This window comes from Pseudomonas phoenicis, from assembly GCF_047302395.1.
GTDB lineage: Bacteria > Pseudomonadota > Gammaproteobacteria > Pseudomonadales > Pseudomonadaceae > Aquipseudomonas.
Genome location: NZ_CP154852.1, coordinates 656253 through 677855, shown reverse-complemented (window position 1 = coordinate 677855; position 21603 = coordinate 656253). Strand labels below are relative to the sequence as shown.

The window sequence follows — 21603 nt, the reverse complement described above, 5'->3', positions numbered from 1 at the left end:
CGCTGCGGTCAGCGTAGCTCGAACGACTGCTGCTGCACGTCCTGGGAATCCAACCCCACTTGCACGTTGAAGGTGCCCGCTTCGGCCACATGTTGCAGTTGGGCGTTGTAGAACTTCAGGTCGTCCTCGCCCAGTTCGAAGGCGACGGTGCGCGATTCGTCGGCTTTGAGCATCAGCTTCTCGAAGCGCTTGAGTTCCTTCACCGGCCGGCTCATGGAACCGGTCACGTCCTGCAGATAGAGCTGCACCACGGTCTCGCCGTCGCGCTTGCCGGTATTGCGCACCGTGACCTTGGCCTGCAGCGTTTCGCCGCGCTGCAGGTGCTTGCTCGACAGGCTCAGGTCCGACAACGCGAAGCTGCTGTAGCTCAGGCCGTAGCCGAAGGGGTACAGCGGACCGTTGGGTTCTTCGAAGTATTGCGAGGTGTAGTTGCCGGGCTGCCCTGGGGTGAACGGGCGGCCGATGCTCAGGTGGTTGTAGTACATCGGAATCTGCCCCACCGAGCGCGGGAAGGTGATCGGCAGCTTGCCCGAAGGGTTGTAGTCGCCGAACAGCACGTCGGCGATGGCGTTGCCGCCTTCGGTGCCGCTGAACCAGGTCTCCAGGATGGCATCGGCCTGCTCGCGTTCCCAGGCGATGGACAGCGGGCGGCCGTTCATCAGCACCAGCACCAGGGGCTTGCCTGTGGCTTTCAAAGCCTTGATCAGCTCGCGCTGGCTGGCCGGGATTTCCAGGGTGGTGCGGCTCGACGACTCATGCGACATCCCGCGTGATTCACCGACCACCGCCACCACCACGTCGGCCTGCTGAGCGGCCTTGACCGCCTCGTCGATCAGCACCGCGGGCGGGCGCGGATCGTCGACGATTTCCGGGGCATCGAAGTTGAGGAAGTTGAGGTAGTCGAGAATCGCCTTGTCGCCGGTGACGTTGGCGCCCTTGGCGTAGACCAGCTTGCCCCGGCCGTCGAGCGCCCGGCGCAGACCTTCGCGTACTGTCACCGAATGCTGCGGCCGGCCATCGGCGGCCCAGCTGCCCATCATGTCGATGGGCGCGTCGGCCAGCGGGCCGACCACGGCGATGGCGGCGGATTTACTCAGCGGCAGGGTCTGCCCGCGGTTCTCCAGCAGCACCAGGCTGCGCTTGGCCACGTCGCGGGCGGCGTCGCGGTGCAGGCGCGATTCGGCATAGGTGTCCTGCACATCGTCTTCGGGCTTGCCGATGCGCACGTAAGGGTCTTTGAACAGGCCCATTTCGTATTTGGCGCCGAGCACTTCACGCACCGCCTGGTCGAGTTCGGCCTGGCTCACTTCGCCGGACTCGAGCAGCCCCGGCAGTTCCTCGCCGTAGAGCGAGTCGTTCATGCTCATGTCGATCCCGGCCTTGATCGCCAACTTGGCCGCCTCGCGACCGTCGCGGGCCACGCCGTGACGGATCAGCTCCTGGATCGCGCCGTGGTCACTGATGGTCACGCCCTTGAAGCCCCAGTCCTTGCGCAGCAGGTCGTTCATCAACCAGGTGTTGGCCGTGGCCGGCACGCCGTTGATCGAGTTCAGCGCGACCATCACGCCACCGGCGCCGGCATCGATGCCGGCGCGGTAGGGCGGCAGGTAGTCGTTGTACATCTTCGGCAGGCTCATATCGACCGTGTTGTAGTCGCGCCCGCCCTCCACCGCGCCGTACAGGGCGAAGTGCTTGACGATGGCCAGGATGCTGTCGCGCTCGGCCGGGCTCTTGCCCTGGAAGGCGCGGACCATCGTTTCGCCGATGCGCGAGGTGAGGTAGGTGTCTTCGCCGAAGCCTTCGCTGGTGCGGCCCCAACGCGGGTCGCGGGCGATGTCGACCATGGGCGCGAAGGTCATGTCCAGGGCGTCGGCCGAGGCTTCGATGGCCGAGGTACGGCCGACCTGGGCGATGGCCGCCAAGTCCCAGCTCGAGGCCAGGCCCAGGCTGATGGGAAAGAGGGTGCGCTCGCCGTGCACGGTGTCGTAGGCGAAGAACATCGGGATCTTCAGCCGGCTGCGCATGGCCGCGTCCTGCATGGGACGGTTTTCGGCGGCGGTGCGCGAGTTGAAGGTGCCGCCGATGCGGCCGGCGGCGATTTCCTCGCGGATCTTCTGCGCGGTCATTTCCGGGCCGATGCTGATCAGGCGCAACTGGCCGATTTTTTCGGCCTGGTTCATCTGCCCCAGCAGGTGGTCGATGAAGGCCTGCTTGTCTTGCAGGGCGGGAGCGGCGTCGGCGGCGAGCGCCGCCTGACTGGCAAGGGCGAAAGCCAAGCCCAGCAAAGGCAATTTCATGGTCGATTCCATAGTAATGCAGGCCGTCTCCAGGGGAGTACGGACAACCTAAGTGTTCGGGCGGCTATTGTTGTACAGTGCGTCGGGCCACGGCATGCCGGTCTGCCGATGGCTGGCGCCGAATTATGCCTGATAATGGCCGCGGCTCCAGAACCACGATGCACCCATAACTATAAGAAGCCACCGAGACCCAGGGCATGACCTCGCTCACCCCGTTGCAACAGCGCCAGATCGTCGAGGCCGTCGCCAGCGCCGAGCGGCGCACGGCCGTCACCTTGCGTGTGGTGCTGGCACGCCGTATCGACGACTACCCTTATCTGCCGCTGTTCTGGGCCGCCTTGCTGGCCTTGGCCATGCCCTGGGCGTTGCAGACGGCCTTGGGTTGGCACCTGGGCCGCATGCTGTTGCTGCTGCATGGCTTGTCATTCATCGGCCTGTGTCTGCTGCTGCGCCATCCGCGCCTGAGCGGCTGGCTGGTGCCGCCTGTGGTGCGGCGGCGGCAGGCGGCGCGGCTGGCAAGAAGACACTTCGAGCTGCTTGGCATGCAGGATGGGCTGTTGATCTTCGTCTGCGAGGCCGAGCGCTACGTGCAGATCCTCCACGCGGCCGCGCGTGCGCCGGCTGTTGCGGCGAACGAGCGGCAGGCCATCGAACGTCGTCTGCGTGCGGACCTTACCCAGAGGCAGCTGTTGCCCGGGTTGCTGCTGGCCATCGAGCGTTGCGCCGATCTGCTCGAAGCGCTGGCGCCGGAAAGCGAATCCGTAGCGCCAGCCCAGCGCCTGCTAGCGCAGCGCCTGGTAGCCCAGCGCCTGGTAGCCCAGCGCCTGGTCCTGCTCGATTGACCGCGCCCATCGCCTGCTGCTTCGCCTACTTGCGCCGGCCACGTAGAATGCGCGCCACTGCGCCCCGCGCTCCCGCATTTCGAGGCACCTGCTGTCCATGTCCGTTACCGCTCCCACCGCTGCCGCGTCCGATGCGCGCAGCCAGTTTCTCGCCCTGCTCGACCGGGCACTGGCCGACAACACCCTGAGCAAGCTGGTGCTGGCCCGGCATGTCGGCAGCGATGCCAGCTTGCAGCGGATCATCGCCAAACCGGTACTGATCAAGGGTCAGCCGCACCTCTCGCTGGTGTACCGGCACCAGACCCGCGACCTCACCCGCAACCTGCCGCTGGCCGACGTCCCGGCGCTGGCCGCCGAGCTGCTGCCCGCCGCCTTTCGCAATGCCCACCTGTTCGACGCCGACGGCGAGGTGCAGCTGACCTTCAGCAAGAAGGGCAAGGCCATGCTACAACGCCATGGCGTCCAGGCCCCGCGTGAGGTCGCCGGCAGCAGCGGTCACGACCGCGAGAAGAAGCGTCACCTGGCGCTGTCGCGGCCTTTCCTGCGCGACCTGGGTGTGACCGATGGACAGGGCGCCTTGATCCCGTCGATGTCGCGCAAGTGGAAGCAGATCAACAAGTTCATCGAAGTCTTCGAGCACGCCCTGGCCAGCGCGCCGCTGCCGGCCGAACGGCCGTTGCGGGTGGCCGACTTCGGTTCGGGCAAGGGTTACCTGACCTTCGCCATGCACGACTACCTGTGCAACAGTCTGGGCCGCGAAGCGCAGGTGACCGGCGTCGAGCTGCGCCCGGACATGGTCGAGCTGTGCAACGCCGCCGCCTTGCGCCTGGAGCACCCCGGCCTGCACTTCGAATGTGGCGATGTGCGCAGCGTCGTACCGGATGCCATCGAAGTGATGATCGCCTTGCACGCCTGTGACGTCGCCACCGACTACGCCATCCACACCGGCATCCGCTGCCAGGCGGCGATCATCATGTGCTCGCCGTGCTGCCACAAGCAGCTGCGCCCGCAACTGCGCAGCCCCGACATGTTGCAGCCGATGCTGCAATACGGCCTGCACCAGGGCCAACAGGCCGAGATGCTCACCGACAGCCTGCGCGCGCTGTACCTGGAAGCCTGCGGCTACGAGGCCAAGGTGTTCGAGTTCGTTTCCCTGGAGCACACCAGCAAGAACAAGATGGTCCTGGCCGTGAAGCGCGAGAGGCCGCTGCCGAACGAGGAGCTGCTGGCGCGCATCGCGCAGTTGAAGGCGTTCTATTCGATCACCGAGCACTGCCTGGAAACCTTGCTGCGCGCCGACGGCCTGCTGCCGGCGCATTGAGCTCGCTCAGCGCCGACGCAGGTGCTTGGGTGGCTCGATGGCCAGGCCGGGCGCCGCCAACGGGTGGCTGCTGGCGTCGAAGAAGTCCAGCGCGGTGCCCGACAGGTCGCCCAGCCGCTCGCCGAAATGCCGCTGCTGGTTGAGCACCGAGGCCTCCCCCAATGGCCGAATCGCCACGGCGATGCGCGCCGGACGCGCTTGGCGCAGGGCCTCGAGCAGATGCCCGTCGCTGTCGTCCAGGTGCTGGCCGAGAAGGCACAGGTTGCCGCCTTCGGCGGCCAGTTGCGCCAGGCACCATGACAAGTAGTCGCTGCCGCGGATGGCCTGCAGCTTGTGCGCACTGGGCGCTTCGTTGACGAACAGCGGCACTTCGCCCGGCACGTTCACCGCCGCGCCGTCGAGCAGTTCGCGGCCCTCGGCGGCGCGCAGGCGCGTGGTGCCGTCGGCCTGGCGCAACAGATGCAGGCCGCCGTGCAGGTGCAGCACGCGGGTACCGTCGACTTGCGTGCGGCGCACATCGAAGAAACCCTGTTCGTCGAACAGCGCCGCGAAGCCCTCGGGCTGGTGCTGCACGGCCCAGGGCAGGATCAGGTCGTAGTTGCTGGTGTACACGCTGCGGTAGCGGCGCAGCTCTGCGTTGATCTGCGCCAGCGTGCCGTCCGGCACCAGGCTCAGCGGCACGTGCACGGCGCGGATGGCATGGATCAGCGCCTGTTTGATCGAGTAATAGCGGTTGAGCGGTGCGGTGGAATTGATGGCCAGGGCGGCATTGGCGCGCACGGTGGTGTTCAGCGCGCTCAGCACCGGCTCGAACAGCTCCGTGCCCAGGGCCCTGAACAGCGCCTGGTCGCTGATGCCCAGCGCCTTGTGGCGTACCTGCTGGGCCTGCTCGAACAGCGAAAAGTAGCCGAATGGCTTCCATAGCGCGCGGCTGGCACCGTTGCCCAACAACAGGGCGGTGGCGGGATGGCGGTCGTTGAGCTCGGCCCAGGAGGGCAGGTGGGCATCGCGTGCGGGCATTGGACTTCCATGGGCGGTCGCATGAACGCCGCGACTGTAACACGTCGCCTCGGCGCAACGCGCGGGCTGGCAGGCACCGGTCGGCCGAAAGCGACGGGCGTCGAGCGGCAGTCCTTGAGGTCGCGCGCGGCTGTCTATATCGTCCGCACCACTCATCTCTAGGTAGGAAAGGTTTCAGGCTATGGCGAGCGAACAGCTTGGCGCGGAGCAGTACGTCGAAGGCCGCTTGGTGGCCGTGATCCTGCTCGTGCTCACCGGCATTGGCGCCCTGGCGGCCACCACCTTCTGTGGTGGCCGGGCGTGCGCGCTGGCCGCGCCGGTGGTGGCCTGCGCGGTGGTGGTGGCGCTGGTGCTGCTGGCCGCGCTCAACCGCGGCGCCAAGCGACCCAAGCGCGAAGGGCGCAGTTACCTGCTGGGGTTCGCGGTGGCGCTGGTCTGGGCCGGTGGGGTTAGTGCGTTGGTGCTCGACCAGACCGCGCCGGCGCAAGCGCACCTGGCACTGTTGGCCGGGCTGTTGTGCGGTTTGCTCGGGGGCATCGCGGCGGCGATCGTGGCGCACCTCTGGCACGAGTGGCCGAGCAACGCCGGGGTGCGCCCGAACCGACGCGAGGCGAAAGCCCGACAGGCGTTGGCGCAGGTCAAGGATCGGTTGTGATGCCTGTGGTCGTCAGCGCACGCTAGGCCTTGTATAGAAGCATTGGCCCTTATCGTACTGCATCGAGTGTGCCGACGTTCCGGCAGGAAGTGTTCGAGGCAATGGGAATGATTTGCCTGCCATTACGCTCGAACCTGAAACGACGGCTCTGCAAGCCCAAGCGGCTAGCGTTGCGCACACAGGACTGAACGATGGCCAAAGAGATCAAGAACCCCTGTATTTCCGAGTGCAAGGTCAACAGCGAGATGTGCCTGAGCTGCGGCCGCAGCCGTGAGGAGATTCGCAAGTGGAAGGGCATGAAGCGGTCGGAGAAGAAGGATACGGTGGAACGTGCATCTGCCCGCCTGAAAGCGATCAAGAAGAAAAAACGCGATAAGAAGTGAATGGTCTGCAACCCAACCTTGCCCGGCTTCTGCAGCTTGAAGGCGTAAAACGTGGCACGTAGCTGAGCAGGGCGCCTGAAGCGCTGCATAGAACCGCGCAAAGCCGTTCGCATCTGAAAGGACGGCGGCCAGGCGATCGTCGCCTCGGCAAGGCGCAAGACCGTGCAGACGGCCTCGCGACAGCTGGGTGAGACCTGGCTCACAAGGAGCCAATGCTTCTCGTCATCGCCAATGCCGCCCGCACGTTTCCCGCACCTAGCGCACGCTCGCCCGCACTTTCTCGCGGAAGCTGCTTTCGTAACCGTCCTGGCGTTTCACCCGCTCAGCCAGGGTCGGCAGCAGGCTGCGCGCAACCACGATGATGCCGTCGCGGTCGCCGATGATGGCATCGCCCGGGTAGCACACGACATTGCCGCAGGCGACGGCGATGCCCACCTGGCCCGGCCCCCATTTCGAGGGGCCGGCCGGGTTCACCGCGCGGGCATAGACGGGCAGCCCCATGCCGTCGAGTTCCTCGACGTCACGCACCGCGCCATCGATGACCACCGCCGCCACTTGCTTGGCCAGGCAAATCTCACCGAGCAGGTCGCCGAACACCGAGCGGTTCACCTCGCCGTTGCCGTTGATGACCAGCACATCCCCTGGCTGCGCTTCGTCCAACGCGCGGTGGATGGCGAGGTTGTCGCCCTCACGCGTGTTCAGCGGCAAGATGGTGCCGAAGAACCTGGGCTTGCCGGCGGTGTGGCGAATGGCCGAAGCCATCATGCCCATGCGGTCGAGCACGTCGCCGATGAGGGCCACCGGGTAGCGCGAGATGTCCTCGACCAACGCCAGGTCGGCGCGCTCCCAGGCGGCGTTAACACGGATCGACTCGTCGGACACATTGATGAACATTGCAGACCTCCCGTTTCGAACAAGGCTTAGTCGAGCGACTTCGCCACAGGCTGGTTGACGGGGTGGGCAGGTGCCCGGCCCTCGAGCACGGCGGCGATCGCTTCCAGGGCGCTCATGCCGACGCGCAACAGCGACTCGTCGGTCTGGCCGGCGACATGGGGCGTGACGATCAGGTTGGGCGTGTCGGCGATGTCTGGCGCGGCGTGCGCGAAGGGTCGGATCATGTCGATGTTCTCGGCGGCCAGAACGTCAGCCCCCGCACCGGCCAGCTTGCCGCGCTTGAGCGCATCGACCAGGGCTTGCTCGTCCACCACGCCGCCACGGCTGGTGTTGATCAGCATCGCGCCGGTTTTCATCTTGGCGAACTCGGGTGCGCCGATCAGGTTGCGCGTGGTCTGCAGCAGCGGCACGTGCAGGCTGACGACATCGGCCGTGGACAGGAGGGTGTCGAAGTCCACCCAGCGCCTGTCCGAGTCCGGGTCGATGGCCGGGTCGGTGAAGACCACCTTCATGCCGAACGCCTCCGCCACGGGCGCCACGCTCGAACCGATGTTGCCGAACCCCACCAGGCCCAGCGTGCGCCCTTCGAGCTCGATGCCGGTCAACGAGAGGCGGTCTTGCGCCCAGATCCGGTTGCGGGTTTGCTCGGACGCCAGGGGCAGTTTACGGCACAGCGACAAGAGCAGGGCGAAGACATGCTCGACCACGCTGCGCTGGTTCGCACCCGGCGTGTTCGTGACCCAGACGCCGTGGTCGGCGGCCGCTTCGCAGTCGACGTTGTCATAGCCGGCACCATGCCGAGCGACGATCTTCAGCTTCGGCGAGGCCGCGATCATTTCTGCGCTGATGCGGCCACCCCGCAAAAACACGGCATCGACCTGGTTGTGGATTTCTTCATAAGCGACGGCATGAGGGCCGTAGCCGAGACGAACCTCGCCGATCTGCGCAAGGCGGGCAAGAATCGTTTCGTGAATGGGGCTGGTGACGTAGATCAGAGGCATGCTGTCGTACTCAGGCGAATTGATGTTTTTTGTCGTCGTCGGCCGCTTGGTTGCGCACCGTCCACAACACGATCAGCCCCAAGACACCGGCAGCGCTCAGGATGAACGCAGGCGCCGTCTGGTTGCCGGTGGCGCCGATCAGCCAGGTGGCCATGAACGGCCCGATGCCGCCGCCGATGACGGCGCCCACGCTGTGGCCGAAGGCGACGCCGGTGTGGCGAACGTGGGTCGGGAAGAATTCGGGCATGACCGAATAAGTGCCGGCCAGGCACAGCGCGTAAGGCACCATGCCCAGGGCCAGACCGGCCATGGCCAGGCTGACCTGGCCCTGCTGCATCAACAGGAACGAGGGCACGGAGAGCACTGCGTAGCCGAGATAGGCCAGGCGCAGCACGGCCTTGCTGCCGATGATCGAGCCGAGGTGGCCCGCCAGTGGAATCATCAGGGCGGCGAAGCTGACGGCCACCAGCACGATGGTGGAAGCCTGGCCCTTCGAGTAGCCGAGGATCGAGCTGAAGTAGGCGGCGATGAATACCGTGCCGATGTAGGTGCCGATGTTCTGCACCAGGGAGATCATCATGACCTTGGTGAGCGGACGCATGTAATCACGCACCAGCTCGGCGAAAGGTGCGCTGTGTGCCTGGCGCTCGTCGGCTTTTTTCGAGGCGAATTCCGGGCTGTCTTCGATGCCCAGGCGCATCCACAGGCCGACGATGCCCAAGGGCAGGGCGAGCAGGAATGGAATGCGCCAGCCCCAATCGGCCATCTGCGGGTCGGTCAGCCAGGCCGCCGCAAGGCCGGCGATGGCTGCGGCGAGCCCTTTGCCGAACTGTGCGATCGATGGCAGGAAGGAGATGTACAGCGAGCGACGATGGGCGGGCGCCCACTCGCGGATGTAGCTGGCCGCACCGCCAATTTCGCCACCGGCAGAGAAGCCCTGCAGCATGCGCAGCGCGACCAGCAGGATGGGTGCCCAGACGCCGATCTGCGCATAGCCTGGCAGCAGGCCGATGAGTGTCGCGGCAACCCCCATCAAGGTGATGCTCGCGATCAGACTCGTTCGACGTCCTACCTTGTCTCCGAGCCAGCCGAATGCTATGGCGCCGAGCGGACGGACGAGGAATGCCGAACCGAAGACCAGGAAGGTGTTGAGCAAGCCCGTCGTCGGGTCGTCGGAAGGGAAGAAGACCAGGGCGAGGGTGGCCGCCAGGTAGCCGTAGATGCTGAAGTCGTAGTACTCGACGAACGTACCGAAGACGGCTGCCGCAGTGGCCTTCTTGGCTTTCGTCTTGCGCTCGACTCCAGGCTCGGGCAGGGCGACAGACTCCGTCAACGTATTGTTGTTATTCATAGGTCACTCCACGGTGTGGATCACGTCCATATTTAAAAAATGGGACAGTGTCCTGTTTTGTTTTTTAAAGAATCCTCGCGCTCAGCCCGGCTGTCAACAGGCGGCGATTGCTCTGCACCTTGCAACGGGCACAAAATGGCGATCTCCCAATGCCGTGCCAGCCAATCAAATGCCTAACGCACCCACTGAACATGCGGCTTCCAAAGCCTGCGCAGCCACGTCCAGCCACGGTCGATTGATCGAGGTGCTGGATGCTTTGGTCAGACGAGCGGATGGCGAAGCCTGGGGCGTAAGGGAGTTGGCCAACGAACTCGAGCAAAGTCGGAGCACCGTCAACCGCATTTTGGTGGCCCTGGTCGAACGGGACTTTGCGGTCGAGGAGGGCGTCGGAAAATATCGAGTGGGGCCGCGCTTCAGGGTGCTGATGCACGCGTTGAATCGTCGCAGTGCGCTGTTGGACACGGCCCGGCAGCTGCTCGACGATCTGGCGCAAAGCGCACGGCAGGCAGCCGTGCTGTCGGTGTACGCGCCGCATGTGAACGGCTACTACATCCTCCATTGTGGCGAGGCCCCGGCCAATCTGTTCTTCAGGCCCAAGCGCGGAAATCGGTTCCCTTTGGCGTTCGGAGACATCGGTAGAGGGTTTAGCGAGTACCTGCGAACGCATCCCTGTTCGGAAGAAGTCCCACCACAGCGAATACCGCTCGAACCGCCAAGGGGCATTGCCGAAATCGAGTTCCCCACGGCTGTTTCGATGGTGGTGAGGCAACTGGCACCGGGGTTGCTGATTCTGGTGTCGTTACACGAGCTGGGCGGTGTCGAGGCCAAGGTTCGCAACACGGCCCAGGCGGTTCTCGAGCAGATAGCCGACCGCCTGGCACAGACGGTTGGCGTGTCAAGCGATGCTGGACCTGAGGTCGTCAGCGATGGCGACAGTTCCATCGTCGCCCGGCTGGAGGGGCTGCTTCAGTTGGTCTGCGCCGAGCCCAATGGCTACGCGTGCGGTTCGGGCATGGCCGCCCAGTTGCACTGCAATGCGGCGACTGCCAGGAAAATCATGGACTCCGCCATGCTCGAACGCCTGATACACAGCGACGGGCAGGCGATCCACCCCAGTGCCCGCCTCTATCGATGGGCAGCGCTGCTGAGCAACGAAACCCACTCCCCGGTGAAACTCTGCAAGGCCATCGTCGACGCCCTCGTGAAGGAAACGGGCGAGACCATCGCCTACCTGTCGTTCGACCGCGCCACTGCCAAGGCCCAGTTCCTCACGGTCGTTCAAGGGTGGCGGCCCATCCAGTACCAGCTCGAAACCGGGGTGGACGTTCCGCTGTATGCGGGGGGAGCGGGCAAAGCCGTATTGGCTCATCTGCCAGCAGCGTTCGCTGAGGGTTTGAAGCTGGAAAAGCTCACAGACGCGACGATCACCTCGCACGCCAAGTTACAGGCTGACCTTCAGTCGATCCGCGATCGAGGCTGGTCGATGGGCGACGGCGAACGGGTACTGGGCGCCTTCGGTATCGGCGTGCCGTTCTTCATCGATGGGCACGTTGCCGGATCGATTTCCGCGACCATACCGCAGTACCGCAAGGAAGATTGTGATATCCCATCCCTGGTCGAGAGCATGAGGCTGGCCTCGGAACGCATAGGCCGTTTGCTTTCTGTGGGGGCGGTGGGGCGATTCGTGCCTTGAGGCCAGGCGCTGCAAAAGGGCAGGCGTGTCTGATGGCAGGGCTGGACGCTTGTAGTCGAGAGGAAAAGTGGACTGGATGCTGACGCTGGGGCCCGCGTATGTCGGGGCTTGGAGGTGGAGCGGGTAGAGGGAATCGAACCCTCAACTAAAGCTTGGGAAGCTTTCGTTTTGCCACTAAACTATACCCGCTTCGCAGGGCGACTTTTTACCAGAATGCGGCAGGTATTGAAAGCACGAACTGCGAAATAACCGCCTTTAAAGCCCCGTGCCATCGCGCCTTCCCCGCATTCCCTCGTCTGCCTCTCGCCGGTTGTCCTGCCAACGCGCAGATCAAACCGAAGCGATTTCCACCGCATCCAGCTCGCGATACGCCCCCGGCGCCAGCCCAGGGTCGAGCCTGATCGTCCCCATCTGCTCGCGGTGCAACGCCACCACCTTGTTGTCGAACTGCCCGAACATCCGTTTGACCTGGTGATAGCGCCCCTCGACGATCGTCAGGCGTGCCTCCCGTGGTCCGAGGATGTCCAGTTGGGCGGGTAGGGTGGTGAGGTCTTCGAAGGCGAAATGGAACCCTTCGCGAAAGCGCGCCACGTAGTGCGCGCCGATCTCGTCTTCGGTATGCACCCGGTACGTCTTGGGCTGCTTGGTGCGCGGCTGGGTCAGGCGGCGCGACCATTGGCCGTCGTTGGTCAGCAGCAACAGGCCGGTGGTGTTGTAGTCCAGGCGCCCGGCGATGTGCAGGCCCTCGCGTAGCGCGAGCGGCAGCAGGTCGAGCACGGTGGGGTGCTCGGGGTCGCGGGTGGCGCTGACGCAGCCGGCCGGTTTGTGCAGCATCAGGTAACGCGCCGGCTCGCCGGCCTGCAGCACCTGGCCGTCTACCTCCACATGGCTGAACACCCTGACCTCGCAGCGCGGGTCGTCCACGGCCTGGCCCTCCACGCACACGCGCCGCTGCGCCAGCAGCAGGCGCACCTGCTGGCGGTTGTATTGGGGCAGGTTGGCGAGAAATCGGTCCAGGCGCATGGGGGTCGGCAGGTAGTGGGCAGGGGCGCGCAGTCTAGCGCTTTGCCGTGGCGAACGCCGCAGCGTCTCTATACGGTCTTGGTGATGCTGCCGATGCGGAGGTCTAGCGGGACGGCGATGCCGCTTCCAACTGCGCCAGTACCCCGGCGCAACGCGGACACAAACAGCGGCTGTTGCGTTGCTCCAGGGGGAGGGCCAGCAGCACGGTAGGGTCGATGCTGACCCCATAGCACCAGCAGGGCTGGTCTGCGCGTTGCGGGTCGGTCAGGGCGCAATCGTTGCGGCCACCGCAGGCGGGGCAGTGCTGGGCGTCAGTCATGTGCGGCTTCCAAGCGTTCGCTGCGCAGGCGCTGGGGTGCGTCTTGCTGGGCGAGGTACGCAGCGTCAGTCATGCGCTGTATCCAGGCGCTCGCCGCAGACACGGTTGCGTCCGCCTTGCTTGGCGCGGTACAGGGCGTGGTCGGCACGGGCCAGCAGGGCTTGCAGGTCGTCGCCCGGTTGCAGGCTGCTCATGCCGATGCTGGTGGTCAGGCGCAACGGCCTGCCTTCGAAACTGAACACCAGCTGCTCGGCGCGCAGGCGGATCTTGTCGGCCACATGCAGCGCCGCCTCGCCGGCCACCCCCCGCAGCAGCACGATGAACTCCTCACCGCCCCAGCGGCAGAGGACATCGGTCTGGCGCAGGCTGCCTTGCAGCACCAGGGCGAACTGACGCAGCACCTCGTCACCCGCCAGGTGGCCATGGGTATCGTTGAGGGCCTTGAAATGGTCGAGGTCGATCAACAGCGCCACCAGCGCCGTCTGCTCGCGCTTGGCCTGTTGCAGGGCGCGTTCGGCCAGCAGGTCGAAGCTGCGCCGGTTGGGCAGGCCGGTCAGGCTGTCGAGAGTGGCCAGGGCCTCGGTGTTGTCCTGGTGGCGCTTGATCATGGCATTGAGCAGCAACAGCACCACCACGGTGATCATCGCGCAGATCAGCAGGTTGATGTACAGCGACTCGCGGATGCGGTCCAGCGCGCCGGTCTCGCGCTTGTCGACCATCAGGTACCAGTTCAGCTCGGGAATCAGCCGCACGTTCAGATAATGGCTGTGCCCGTCGGCGTCTTCGTAGCTGTGGCTGCCGACGCTGGGCGCCTGCATGCGGCTGGCCATGCCGCCCAGCGCGGCGTTGCCCGCCATGCGGTCACCCACGTGCAAGCCATGGGGGCCGCCGTCGGAGGCCGTGAGCAGCACTTTGCCGTGGGCGTCGGTGAAGAACACCGAGCGTTGGTAGCGACGTTGGTACTCGTCGATCAGCTCGACCACCGTGTTCATGTTCAAGCCCACGCCCGCCGCACCGAGGAAACGCTGGTCGTCGTCGAGCACGCGGTAGTTGATGAACAGGGTCAGGGCGTCCTGGTTGGCCATGTCGACGTCGACGTTGATCTCGTAAGGGGCAGTCCCATCGCGCAGATGAAAATACCAGGCGTCGCGCCAGGTGCCGGCCTCCACCTGCTTCAGCACGCCCTTGGCCTGGTAATAGGTGCGGCTGGCTTCGGAAACCAGGAAGGCAGTGAAGGTGCCTTGCCGGGCTACGATCTCGCGCAGGTAGCGGGTCATGCGCGTGGGATCTTGCTCGCCGGCTTGCAGCCAGTCGCGCACGAACGTGTCCTGGGCCATCATCGAGGCCATCAGCACCGGGCGGATCAGATCCTTCTGGATTTCCGAATATACGGTGTTGGAGGTCAACGGCAGTTCGGTGTTGATGATGCTGTCGCGGATGGTGCTGCGCGAGGCGAGGTAGCTCAGCAGCGAAGTGGCCAGGAAGCCGCAGGTCAGCAGCACCAGCAAGGCGAGGATCAGCGAACGCTGCGAGAACAGAGCGGAGCGAGGCGGCATGATCTTCCCATGATGTTTGCCTAGGCGGGCCATTCTAGTGACAAGCCGGGAAAATGGCCCCATGTTTTTCCACGGCCGAAGCACCTGTTTCAAATTGTTGCGGTGCTGGCACCGAACCCTGGAATCGCGGTCTCAGCTAAGCCGACCCACGTACCTGGGTCGACGCCCGCCAGCGTCGTTGGTCTGGGCACCCAGCGGTCCGGGAGGCCGCCCATGTTTTCTCCAATCCGAATGCTGTTCCTCGCACTCGCGGCGTCGCTGACGGCCGCCTGCGTACCCTACACCGGTGGCGGCCAGTACCGCACCGAGGTGTATTCCGTCGAGCGCGAGGTGTATCCGAGCGACGGCTATTACGTGGTACCGCAGCCGCGCTACCGCTACGACGCGCCGCCTCGCTATTACCCGGCACCACGGGGTCATTACCGCGTCGTACCCGATCCGCGCCTGCGGCCCTACGCGCCGCCGCCGGTGATCATCCGCGAGCGTGGCCCGCGGTATGACTACGGTCATCGGCAACGTTACGACTACGGTCGCGACCGCGACCGGTACGACTATCGCTCCCGGCCTGGCCGCGACGGCCCGTACCGAGGCGGGCCCGGCAACTGGCCGGGCCGTGGCGAAGATCCGAGACAGCATGGCGGGCACTACGGCCCGCGTCGGTAGGGCAGGCGCCGGCCATGCGCGCGCTCCTCAGCGCGGGCGTCGCGCCACCAGGACCGGCCGAACCGAACGCGTCGGTCATCGGTCGGATGGTTGACATGGGCAAGACGCTTTTCTACTGTCGCGCCCCCTGATTTCGGACCGCCCCATGACCGACGACGATCGCATCAAACTCGAACCCAGTTGGAAGGCCGCCCTGCGCGCCGAGTTCGACCAGCCCTACATGCACCAGCTGCGCGAGTTCCTGCGTCAGGAATACGCCGCCGGCAAGCAGATCTACCCGCCCGGACCGATGATCTTCAATGCGCTCAATTCCACGCCGCTGCCCCAGGTCAAGGTGGTGATCCTCGGCCAGGACCCCTACCACGGCCCCGGCCAGGCCCACGGCCTGTGCTTCTCGGTGCAACCGGGTGTGCCCACGCCGCCGTCGCTGGTCAACATCTACAAAGAGTTGCAGCGCGACCTCAACCTGCCCATCCCCAGCCATGGCTACTTGCAGAGCTGGGCAGAGCAGGGTGTGTTGCTGCTCAACACCACCATGACCGTAGAGCGCGCCAACGCCGCCTCGCACGCCAAGAAAGGCTGGGAACACTTCACCGACCGCATCATCCAGGTGGTCAGCGAACAGTGCGAGCATGTGGTGTTCCTGCTCTGGGGCAAGCATGCGCAGAGCAAACAGGCGCTGATCGATGGCACCAAGCACCTGGTGCTCAAGTCGGTGCATCCCTCACCGTTGTCGGCGCACCGTGGATTCATCGGCTGCGGGCATTTCGGCCGGGCCAATGGGTTCCTCGAACAGCGCGGTATCGAGCCGATCGATTGGGCGCTGCCGGCCAACCCCGGCGCATGAGCTTCAGCCCGCGCGCTGCCAGCGGCGGAACAGGGGTTCGGCCAGGAACAGGACGAACAGCAGGCGCATGACCTGCATGGCCGTCACCAACGGCACCGACAGTTGCAGGGTCTCGGCGGTCAGGCTCATTTCGGCGATGCCGCCGGGCATCATGCCCAGGGTCAGCGAGCGTACGTCGAGCCCGGTCAGCGCGCCCAGCGCCCAGGCCGCTGCACCCGCCACCGCCATGCTCAACGCGGTAGCGATCAAGGTGCGGCCCAGAAAGACCGGCGCCCGACGAAAGAACGCCCGGTTGAAGTGACAGGCCAGGCCGCTGCCGATCAACCACTGGCCGACCTGACTGGCACCATTGGGCAACGATATCTGCAGGCCACTGGCCAGGCTCACCGTCGCCGCTACCAAAAGCGGCCCGAACAGCCAGGGATTGGGCTGGCGCAGGCGTTGCCAGATCAACGCGCAACCCAGTGCCAGCGGCGCGATCAACGCCAGCCACGGCCAGTTCACGCTGCCAGCATGGTTCAACGCCACACCCTCGCCGAGCAGCAGCTTGAACAACGCCGGCACGCACAGCACCACTGCCAGCACACGCAGGCTCTGCGCCGCCGCCACTTGGCTGAGCACCGCGCCGTTGCGCGCGCCGAGGTTGACCATCTCGCCCGAACCGCCCGGCATGCTGGCGAAGAACGCCGTGGCGCGGTCTTCGCCGCTGCGGCGCAGCAGCCCCACGCCGATCACGCTCGACACCGTGGTCAGCAGCGCACCGAACAGGATCAGCAGGAAATGATGGGAGACTTGCTCGATCACCTGCGGCGTGAAGTGCAGGCCGATGCCCACGCCGATGATCCATTGGCCGCACTTGCGGCCGTGGGGGATTTCCGCCAGCTGCCACGGCGTCAGGCAACGCACCAGGATGATGGCCAGCAGGGCGCCGACCATCCAAGGCAAAGGCCAGCCGACCTTGCTGGCGAGAAACCCGCCCGCAAGGCCGACCAGCCCGGTCGCCCAGTACAGCGGCAGACCGCGGTCAGGCACCGGCCAGTGCCCGACGCGCCTTGGCGCGGCGGCGCCAGATGCGGATCAGCGGCAGCGAGATCATGCACGCGGTGAGCACCCACACGCCCAGGCTGATCGGGCTCGACCAGAGGATGCCCAGTTCGCCGTTGGAGATCGACAGCGCGCGGCGCAGGTTCTGCTCCATCAGACCGCCCAGGATGAAACCGAGCAGGATCGGCGACAGGGGGAAGTCCAGCTTGCGCAGGATGTAGCCCATGATGCCGATGCCGACCATCAGGAACAGGTCGAAGGTGGTGGCATGCACGGCGTACACGCCGATCCCGGTGATGATCGCGATCACCGGCACCAGCGCCCAGTTCGGCACGGCCAGGATGCGGGTGAAGATGCGGATCATCGGGATGTTGAGGATCACCAGCATGATGTTGGCGATGAACAGCGAAGCGATCAGGCCCCAGACGATGTCCGGCTGCTGTTGGAACAGCAGCGGGCCGGGGGTGATGTTGTACAGCGTCAGCGCGCCGATCATCACTGCCGTGGTGCCCGAACCCGGTACGCCCAGGGTCAGCATCGGTACCAGGGCGCCGCAGCAGGAGGCGCCGATGGCGGTTTCCGGTGCGGCCAGGCCGCGGGCGTCGCCCTGGCCGAACTTGCCGCTCTCACCGGCCATGCGTTTCTCGGTCATGTACGCCACGGCACTGGCCAGGGTCGCACCGGCACCGGGCAGCACGCCCATGACGAAGCCGAGCAGGCCGCAGCGGATGTTCACCGCGAACACCGACGCCGCTTCCTTCATGTTGAACAGCATGCGCCCGGTGGCCTTGACTGCCTGGTGGCCGTGGTGGGTCTTCTCCAGCAGCAGGAGGATTTCGCTGATCGAGAACAGACCCAGCACCAGCACCACGAACTGGATGCCGTCGGCCAGGTGCACGCTGTCGCCGGTGAAGCGGTACACACCGCTGTTGGCGTCGATGCCCACGGCCGACAGGAACAGGCCGATCAGGGCGGCGATGAAGGTCTTCAAGGGTTTGTCGCCGGCCATGCCGCCCAGTGCGACGATGGCGAACACCATCAGCACGAAGTATTCGGCCGGTCCGAAGGCGATCGCCCACTTCGCCAGCAACGGGGCGAACAGGACCATGCCGCAGGTGGCGATGAAGGCGCCGATGAACGAACTCCAGGCCGACAGCGACAGCGCCACGCCGGCCAGACCCTGACGGGCCATGGGGTAGCCGTCGAGGGTGGTCATCACGGTGGAGGCTTCACCGGGGATGTTCAGCAGGATCGAACTGATGCGGCCGCCGTATTCGCAGCCCAGGTACACCGCCGCCAGCAGGATCAGCGCCGATTCCGGCGGCAGGCCCAGGGCGAAGGCGATGGGGATCAGCAGGGCCACGCCGTTGATCGGGCCAAGGCCCGGCAGCAGGCCGACCACGGTGCCGATCAGGGTGCCGCTCAAGGCGGTGACCAGGTTGTAGGGGGAGAGGGCAACGCCGAAGCCCTGGCCCAGGTAGCTCAAAGTATCCATGTCTCAGTTCTCCAGAACGCTGAGCAGGCCGAGGGGCAGCGGCACGTCCATCATGTGGTCGAACAGCCAGTAGAGGAACACGCTCATCACCGTCACCACGACCGCGCTGTGCAGCCAGCGGCCACCGTACAGACGGGCCATGGGGATGCCGACGAGGATCGCGCTGAGGATGAAGCCCAGCGACTCGAAGGTGTAGGCGAACAGCAGCAGCAGGCCGACGCAGAGGGCGATCTTGGTCAACGTGGCGCGGTCGAGCTCGGGCTCGTCGTCCTTGCGCACGATCGGCGTGGGACGGATCGCCAGGTACAGCAGGCCCAGGCTCATCAGGCCGAGCATCAGCAGCGGATAGGCACGCGGCCCGACCGGCTCGTAGGAAAAGGCGGCCTGGTAGGGCCAGGCCATCACTGCCAGGGCGGCACAGACCGCCAGCAGGATGAGGGCGAAGAGGCGTTGCAGGATCATGGGCGAATCCTCGATCGAGAAGAGGCTGAATCGTGGTGTAGGGCAGCCCGTTCGGCGCTCCGTGTCAGCCGCGATGGGCACCGTGTGGGAACGGCCGGTTCGGCGTTCCGATCAGCCGCGATGGGCACGGTGTAGGAGCGGCTTCAGCCGCGATGGGCGGCAAAGCCGCCCCACCTCTGCCACCGTGTAGCGTCAGTGAGAGCAGGGTTGCAGCCATTGGGGCGGCGTTGCCGCCCATCGCGGCTCAAGCCGCTCCTACACGGTAGCCATCGCGGCTAACTGGAGCACCGAACCGACCGCTCCTACCAAACAATCGGTGGCTTACTGCACCAACCCGAACTCCTTGGCCAGCACCTTGTACTGCGCCACCTGCTGCTTCACATAGCCGTCCAGTTCCTCGCCGGTCATGGCGAAGGGGAACAGCTCGCGTTGGTCGCGCAGCTTGGCGAAGTCTTCCGAGGCCAGCATCTTGTCGAACGCCTCTTTCCACCAGGCGTAGTCCTCGTCGCTGACCTTCGGCCCCAGATAGAAGCCGCGCACGACGGGCCAGACGATGTCGTAGCCTTGCTCCTTGGCGGTCGGGATGTCCTTCATGGCCGGGTCGTCGAGACGCTTTTCGGAGAACACCGCGAGCAGGCGCATGTTGCCGCTCTCGATGTGCGGCATGGAGTCGGAGATGTCCGTCGAGCCGACCTGGATGTGCCCACCCAGCAGCGCCGTGGCGATTTCGCCGCCGCCTTCCAGGGCCACGTAGCGCAAGTCGCGCGGGTTGATGCCGGCGGCCTTGGCGATCAGCGCGGTCTGCATCCAGTCCTGGCTGCCGACGGTGCCGCCCGAGCCGATCACCACCTTGCTCGGGTCTTTCTTCAGCGCCGCGACCAGGTCGTCGAGGGTCTTGTAGGGCGAGTCGCTTTTCACCGCGATGGCGCCATAGCTGGTGCCGACCGCCGACAGCCAGCGCACGGCGTTTTCGTCGAAACGGCCGAACTTGCCTTGCGCCAGGTTCAGCAGCGAGCCGCTGGACCAGGCCACCAACGTGCCTGCGTCGGCCGGACGCTGGGCGACCACGGCGTTGTAGGCCACCGCGCCGACGCCGCCGGGCATGTAGGTCACACGCATGGGTTTGCTGAGGATTTTTTCGTTGACCAGCGCGCTTTGCACCAACTTGCAGGTCAGGTCGAAACCGCCGCCGGGCGAGGCCGGGGCGATGCATTCGGGGCGTTTGGGCTCAGCGGCCAGGGCATTGCCGGCCAGCAGCAGGCAGCCGGTGGCCAGGACGAGGCGGCGCAGGGTAAAGGTCATCGTCTATCTCCGTCACACTTGTTGTTATGGGTTACCAGAGGGCCACGCTGTAGCTCACCAGCACACGGGTTTCATCGGCATCGCGGGTGAAGTTGGAGCGGAACGAGGCGTTGCGCAGGCGCACCTCGACGTTCTTCAACGGCCCGCTCTGCACCACGTACTTGAGTTCGGTGTTGCGCTCCCATTCCTTGCCCTCGCCACCACTGGCGCGGCTGACGTTGTCGCCGCGCAGGTAGCGGGTGAGGAAGCTCAGGCCAGGCAGGCCGAGGGCGGCGAAGTTGTAGTCGTAGCGCAGTTGCCAGGAGTGCTCGTCGGCATTGGCGAAGTCGTTGATCTGCACGAAGTTGACCAGGTGCGGGTCGGCGCCGTCGAGGTACGGAAAGGCGCTGTCGCCCGACAGCTGCTGGTAGGCTGCGCTGAGCTTGTGGCCGCTCAGCGCGTAGCTGAACATGCCGTTGACGGTGGTGTTGTCGATGTTGCCGGCCCTGGCCTGGCCCTGCTCGTCGCTGCTCGACAGGCGCAGGTCGGCGCCCAAGGTGCCGGGGCCCCAGGGCTGGGTGGCGAGCAGACCGAGGAAGTGCTGGCGGTAGACGTCGTCGAGCTGGGCGAAGTGGTAGCTGCCGGTGATGCGCTTGGTGAAGGCGTAGTCCACCCCGGCCATGTCGAAGTGGTCGCCGCTGAAGGTGCCGCCGAACCGGCTGCCCTTGTTGTTCAGCGCCAGGTCTTCCCAGTTGGTGTCGTTGCGGTCCTTGGCCTTTTCCAGGCGCCCGCCGATGAAGGTCACGCGCTCGATGTCACGCGAGCTGAGCAGCGCACCTTCGAAGGTCTGCGGCAGGATGCGGCCGTCGTTGGGGCGCAGCACAGGGGTCACCGGAATCAGTGAGCCGACTTTGAGTTCGGTCTTGGAGATACGGACCTTGCCGGTCACGCCGAGCTTGGAGTATTCGTCGGCGGCGGTGCCGTCGTCATGCACCGGCAGCAGGCCGGTGCCGCTGCGGTCGCGGCTGGAGTCGAGCTTGACGCCCACCATGCCCAGCGCGTCCAGGCCGAAGCCCAGAGTGCCGTCGGTGTAGCCGGACTGGATGTCGAGCATGAAGCCCTGGGCCCACTCGTCGCGCTTGGATTGTTGCGCACTGGTGCCATCGCGGAAATCGCGGTTGAAGTACATGTTGCGGGTTTCGAAGGTGGCGGTGCTGTCTTCGATGAAGGCGGCCTGGCTCAGTGGCGCGAAGCCGGCCAAGGCTAGAGCGCTGGCGAGGTTGCCAGTGCTGGAGGAAAACGAACGGGTAGGCACGAACGCCTGTCGCTGGGCGGGCAGCATGGGATGACTCCGTTTCTTGTTCTTATTGGTTGCACCGATGGGGTGCACGGCACGGCAGATCGAGCTGCCGTGGTGCGATCCTAGGTAACCAACCTTTCAGCAACCTTTCAGGCC

At 65.5% G+C, this 21603-nt stretch carries 20 protein-coding genes and 1 tRNA gene; 7 read left to right on the top strand and 14 right to left on the bottom strand.

Features of this window, described 5'->3' with window-relative positions; translation table 11 throughout:
- Positions 1–8: 8 nt before the first annotated feature.
- Positions 9–2297, bottom strand: coding sequence for a beta-glucosidase BglX (gene bglX / locus AA0Z93_RS03300; RefSeq protein ID WP_413046406.1), 2289 nt, complete (start codon positions 2295–2297; stop codon positions 9–11).
- Between the two features lie 197 nt (positions 2298–2494).
- On the opposite strand from bglX, the gene AA0Z93_RS03295 reads away from it, so the two are divergent.
- Positions 2495–3139 (top strand): hypothetical protein, encoded by a 645-nt coding sequence (locus AA0Z93_RS03295; protein WP_413046407.1) that lies wholly within the window; start codon positions 2495–2497, stop codon positions 3137–3139.
- Positions 3140–3236: 97 nt separating this feature from the next.
- A complete protein-coding gene (locus AA0Z93_RS03290; RefSeq protein ID WP_413046408.1) occupies positions 3237–4460 on the top strand; it encodes a class I SAM-dependent methyltransferase in 1224 nt (407 codons plus the stop codon).
- 6 nt (positions 4461–4466) lie between these two features.
- Here AA0Z93_RS03290 and AA0Z93_RS03285 read toward each other — a convergent pair whose 3' ends face one another.
- Positions 4467–5480, bottom strand: a complete 1014-nt coding sequence (locus tag AA0Z93_RS03285; protein WP_413046409.1) for a DUF4917 family protein — start codon at positions 5478–5480, stop codon at positions 4467–4469.
- 181 nt (positions 5481–5661) lie between these two features.
- Here AA0Z93_RS03285 and AA0Z93_RS03280 point away from each other — a divergent pair, with 181 nt between their 5' ends.
- Together AA0Z93_RS03280 and AA0Z93_RS03275 are read left to right on the top strand one after the other, a co-directional pair.
- Positions 5662–6135, top strand: a complete 474-nt coding sequence (locus tag AA0Z93_RS03280) for a hypothetical protein (RefSeq protein WP_413046410.1) — start codon at positions 5662–5664, stop codon at positions 6133–6135.
- A 191-nt stretch (positions 6136–6326) separates the two neighbouring features.
- The gene (locus tag AA0Z93_RS03275) at positions 6327–6518 is read left to right on the top strand and encodes a DUF1289 domain-containing protein (protein WP_413046411.1); all 192 of its coding nucleotides are present in this window, start codon (positions 6327–6329) and stop codon (positions 6516–6518) included.
- A gap of 255 nt (positions 6519–6773) precedes the next feature.
- Here the strand turns inward: AA0Z93_RS03275 and AA0Z93_RS03270 are convergent, their stop codons facing one another.
- The 3 genes from AA0Z93_RS03270 to AA0Z93_RS03260 are packed head-to-tail and all read right to left on the bottom strand — an operon-like array spanning position 6774 to position 9764.
- Positions 6774–7412 carry an RraA family protein gene (locus AA0Z93_RS03270; RefSeq protein ID WP_413046412.1) on the bottom strand — a complete coding sequence of 213 codons (639 nt, stop codon included), beginning with the start codon at positions 7410–7412 and terminating at the stop codon, positions 6774–6776.
- A 26-nt stretch (positions 7413–7438) separates the two neighbouring features.
- A complete protein-coding gene (locus AA0Z93_RS03265; RefSeq protein WP_413046413.1) occupies positions 7439–8413 on the bottom strand; it encodes a hydroxyacid dehydrogenase in 975 nt (324 codons plus the stop codon).
- Positions 8414–8423: 10 nt separating this feature from the next.
- The gene (locus AA0Z93_RS03260) at positions 8424–9764 is read right to left on the bottom strand and encodes an MFS transporter (RefSeq protein ID WP_413046414.1); all 1341 of its coding nucleotides are present in this window, start codon (positions 9762–9764) and stop codon (positions 8424–8426) included.
- A gap of 13 nt (positions 9765–9777) precedes the next feature.
- Here AA0Z93_RS03260 and AA0Z93_RS03255 point away from each other — a divergent pair, with 13 nt between their 5' ends.
- Complete coding sequence (locus tag AA0Z93_RS03255) at positions 9778–11457, top strand: IclR family transcriptional regulator C-terminal domain-containing protein (protein ID WP_413046415.1); 1680 nt, start codon at positions 9778–9780, stop codon at positions 11455–11457.
- 115 nt (positions 11458–11572) lie between these two features.
- On the opposite strand, the gene AA0Z93_RS03250 is transcribed toward AA0Z93_RS03255, so the two are convergent.
- From AA0Z93_RS03250 to AA0Z93_RS03235, 4 genes are all read right to left on the bottom strand, one after another.
- Positions 11573–11646 (bottom strand) — tRNA-Gly (locus AA0Z93_RS03250).
- A 141-nt stretch (positions 11647–11787) separates the two neighbouring features.
- Entirely contained in the window at positions 11788–12480 is a 693-nt protein-coding gene (locus tag AA0Z93_RS03245) for a pseudouridine synthase (RefSeq protein WP_413046416.1), read from the bottom strand.
- Between the two features lie 103 nt (positions 12481–12583).
- A complete protein-coding gene (locus tag AA0Z93_RS03240; protein ID WP_413046417.1) occupies positions 12584–12799 on the bottom strand; it encodes a cysteine-rich CWC family protein in 216 nt (71 codons plus the stop codon).
- Positions 12800–12864: 65 nt separating this feature from the next.
- On the bottom strand, positions 12865–14355 hold the full coding sequence (locus AA0Z93_RS03235; RefSeq protein ID WP_413046418.1) for a diguanylate cyclase: 1491 nt from the start codon (positions 14353–14355) through the stop codon (positions 12865–12867).
- Between the two features lie 213 nt (positions 14356–14568).
- Here AA0Z93_RS03235 and AA0Z93_RS03230 point away from each other — a divergent pair, with 213 nt between their 5' ends.
- Together AA0Z93_RS03230 and ung are read left to right on the top strand one after the other, a co-directional pair.
- A complete protein-coding gene (locus AA0Z93_RS03230) occupies positions 14569–15018 on the top strand; it encodes a hypothetical protein (RefSeq protein ID WP_413046419.1) in 450 nt (149 codons plus the stop codon).
- A gap of 145 nt (positions 15019–15163) precedes the next feature.
- Complete coding sequence (ung, locus tag AA0Z93_RS03225; protein ID WP_413046420.1) at positions 15164–15865, top strand: uracil-DNA glycosylase; 702 nt, start codon at positions 15164–15166, stop codon at positions 15863–15865.
- 3 nt (positions 15866–15868) lie between these two features.
- Here the strand turns inward: ung and AA0Z93_RS03220 are convergent, their stop codons facing one another.
- The 5 genes from AA0Z93_RS03220 to AA0Z93_RS03200 all read right to left on the bottom strand — a co-directional run bounded on the left by AA0Z93_RS03220 (position 15869) and on the right by AA0Z93_RS03200 (position 21489).
- Positions 15869–16897 carry an AbrB family transcriptional regulator gene (locus AA0Z93_RS03220; RefSeq protein ID WP_413046421.1) on the bottom strand — a complete coding sequence of 343 codons (1029 nt, stop codon included), beginning with the start codon at positions 16895–16897 and terminating at the stop codon, positions 15869–15871.
- The gene (locus AA0Z93_RS03215; RefSeq protein WP_413046422.1) at positions 16890–18404 is read right to left on the bottom strand and encodes a tripartite tricarboxylate transporter permease; all 1515 of its coding nucleotides are present in this window, start codon (positions 18402–18404) and stop codon (positions 16890–16892) included. Before AA0Z93_RS03215 ends, AA0Z93_RS03220 begins: the two co-directional genes overlap by 8 nt.
- 3 nt (positions 18405–18407) lie before the next feature.
- Positions 18408–18866, bottom strand: coding sequence for a tripartite tricarboxylate transporter TctB family protein (locus AA0Z93_RS03210; protein WP_413046423.1), 459 nt, complete (start codon positions 18864–18866; stop codon positions 18408–18410).
- 321 nt (positions 18867–19187) lie between these two features.
- The gene (locus AA0Z93_RS03205) at positions 19188–20168 is read right to left on the bottom strand and encodes a Bug family tripartite tricarboxylate transporter substrate binding protein (protein ID WP_413046424.1); all 981 of its coding nucleotides are present in this window, start codon (positions 20166–20168) and stop codon (positions 19188–19190) included.
- A 31-nt stretch (positions 20169–20199) separates the two neighbouring features.
- Complete coding sequence (locus tag AA0Z93_RS03200) at positions 20200–21489, bottom strand: OprD family porin (protein WP_413046425.1); 1290 nt, start codon at positions 21487–21489, stop codon at positions 20200–20202.
- Positions 21490–21603 lie beyond the last annotated feature (114 nt).

Coding starts and splice junctions, on each gene's coding strand:
- AA0Z93_RS03265 (WP_413046413.1), bottom strand. CDS start 8,413: ATGCCTCTGATCTACGTCACCAGCCCCATTCACGAAACGATTCTTGCC.
- bglX (WP_413046406.1), bottom strand. CDS start 2,297: ATGAAATTGCCTTTGCTGGGCTTGGCTTTCGCCCTTGCCAGTCAGGCG.
- AA0Z93_RS03240 (WP_413046417.1), bottom strand. CDS start 12,799: ATGACTGACGCCCAGCACTGCCCCGCCTGCGGTGGCCGCAACGATTGC.
- AA0Z93_RS03275 (WP_413046411.1), top strand. CDS start 6,327: ATGGCCAAAGAGATCAAGAACCCCTGTATTTCCGAGTGCAAGGTCAAC.
- AA0Z93_RS03295 (WP_413046407.1), top strand. CDS start 2,495: ATGACCTCGCTCACCCCGTTGCAACAGCGCCAGATCGTCGAGGCCGTC.
- ung (WP_413046420.1), top strand. CDS start 15,164: ATGACCGACGACGATCGCATCAAACTCGAACCCAGTTGGAAGGCCGCC.
- AA0Z93_RS03245 (WP_413046416.1), bottom strand. CDS start 12,480: ATGCGCCTGGACCGATTTCTCGCCAACCTGCCCCAATACAACCGCCAG.
- AA0Z93_RS03200 (WP_413046425.1), bottom strand. CDS start 21,489: ATGCTGCCCGCCCAGCGACAGGCGTTCGTGCCTACCCGTTCGTTTTCC.
- AA0Z93_RS03235 (WP_413046418.1), bottom strand. CDS start 14,355: ATGCCGCCTCGCTCCGCTCTGTTCTCGCAGCGTTCGCTGATCCTCGCC.
- AA0Z93_RS03205 (WP_413046424.1), bottom strand. CDS start 20,168: ATGACCTTTACCCTGCGCCGCCTCGTCCTGGCCACCGGCTGCCTGCTG.
- AA0Z93_RS03230 (WP_413046419.1), top strand. CDS start 14,569: ATGTTTTCTCCAATCCGAATGCTGTTCCTCGCACTCGCGGCGTCGCTG.
- AA0Z93_RS03260 (WP_413046414.1), bottom strand. CDS start 9,764: ATGAATAACAACAATACGTTGACGGAGTCTGTCGCCCTGCCCGAGCCT.
- AA0Z93_RS03280 (WP_413046410.1), top strand. CDS start 5,662: ATGGCGAGCGAACAGCTTGGCGCGGAGCAGTACGTCGAAGGCCGCTTG.
- AA0Z93_RS03270 (WP_413046412.1), bottom strand. CDS start 7,412: ATGTTCATCAATGTGTCCGACGAGTCGATCCGTGTTAACGCCGCCTGG.
- AA0Z93_RS03210 (WP_413046423.1), bottom strand. CDS start 18,866: ATGATCCTGCAACGCCTCTTCGCCCTCATCCTGCTGGCGGTCTGTGCC.
- AA0Z93_RS03215 (WP_413046422.1), bottom strand. CDS start 18,404: ATGGATACTTTGAGCTACCTGGGCCAGGGCTTCGGCGTTGCCCTCTCC.
- AA0Z93_RS03285 (WP_413046409.1), bottom strand. CDS start 5,480: ATGCCCGCACGCGATGCCCACCTGCCCTCCTGGGCCGAGCTCAACGAC.
- AA0Z93_RS03290 (WP_413046408.1), top strand. CDS start 3,237: ATGTCCGTTACCGCTCCCACCGCTGCCGCGTCCGATGCGCGCAGCCAG.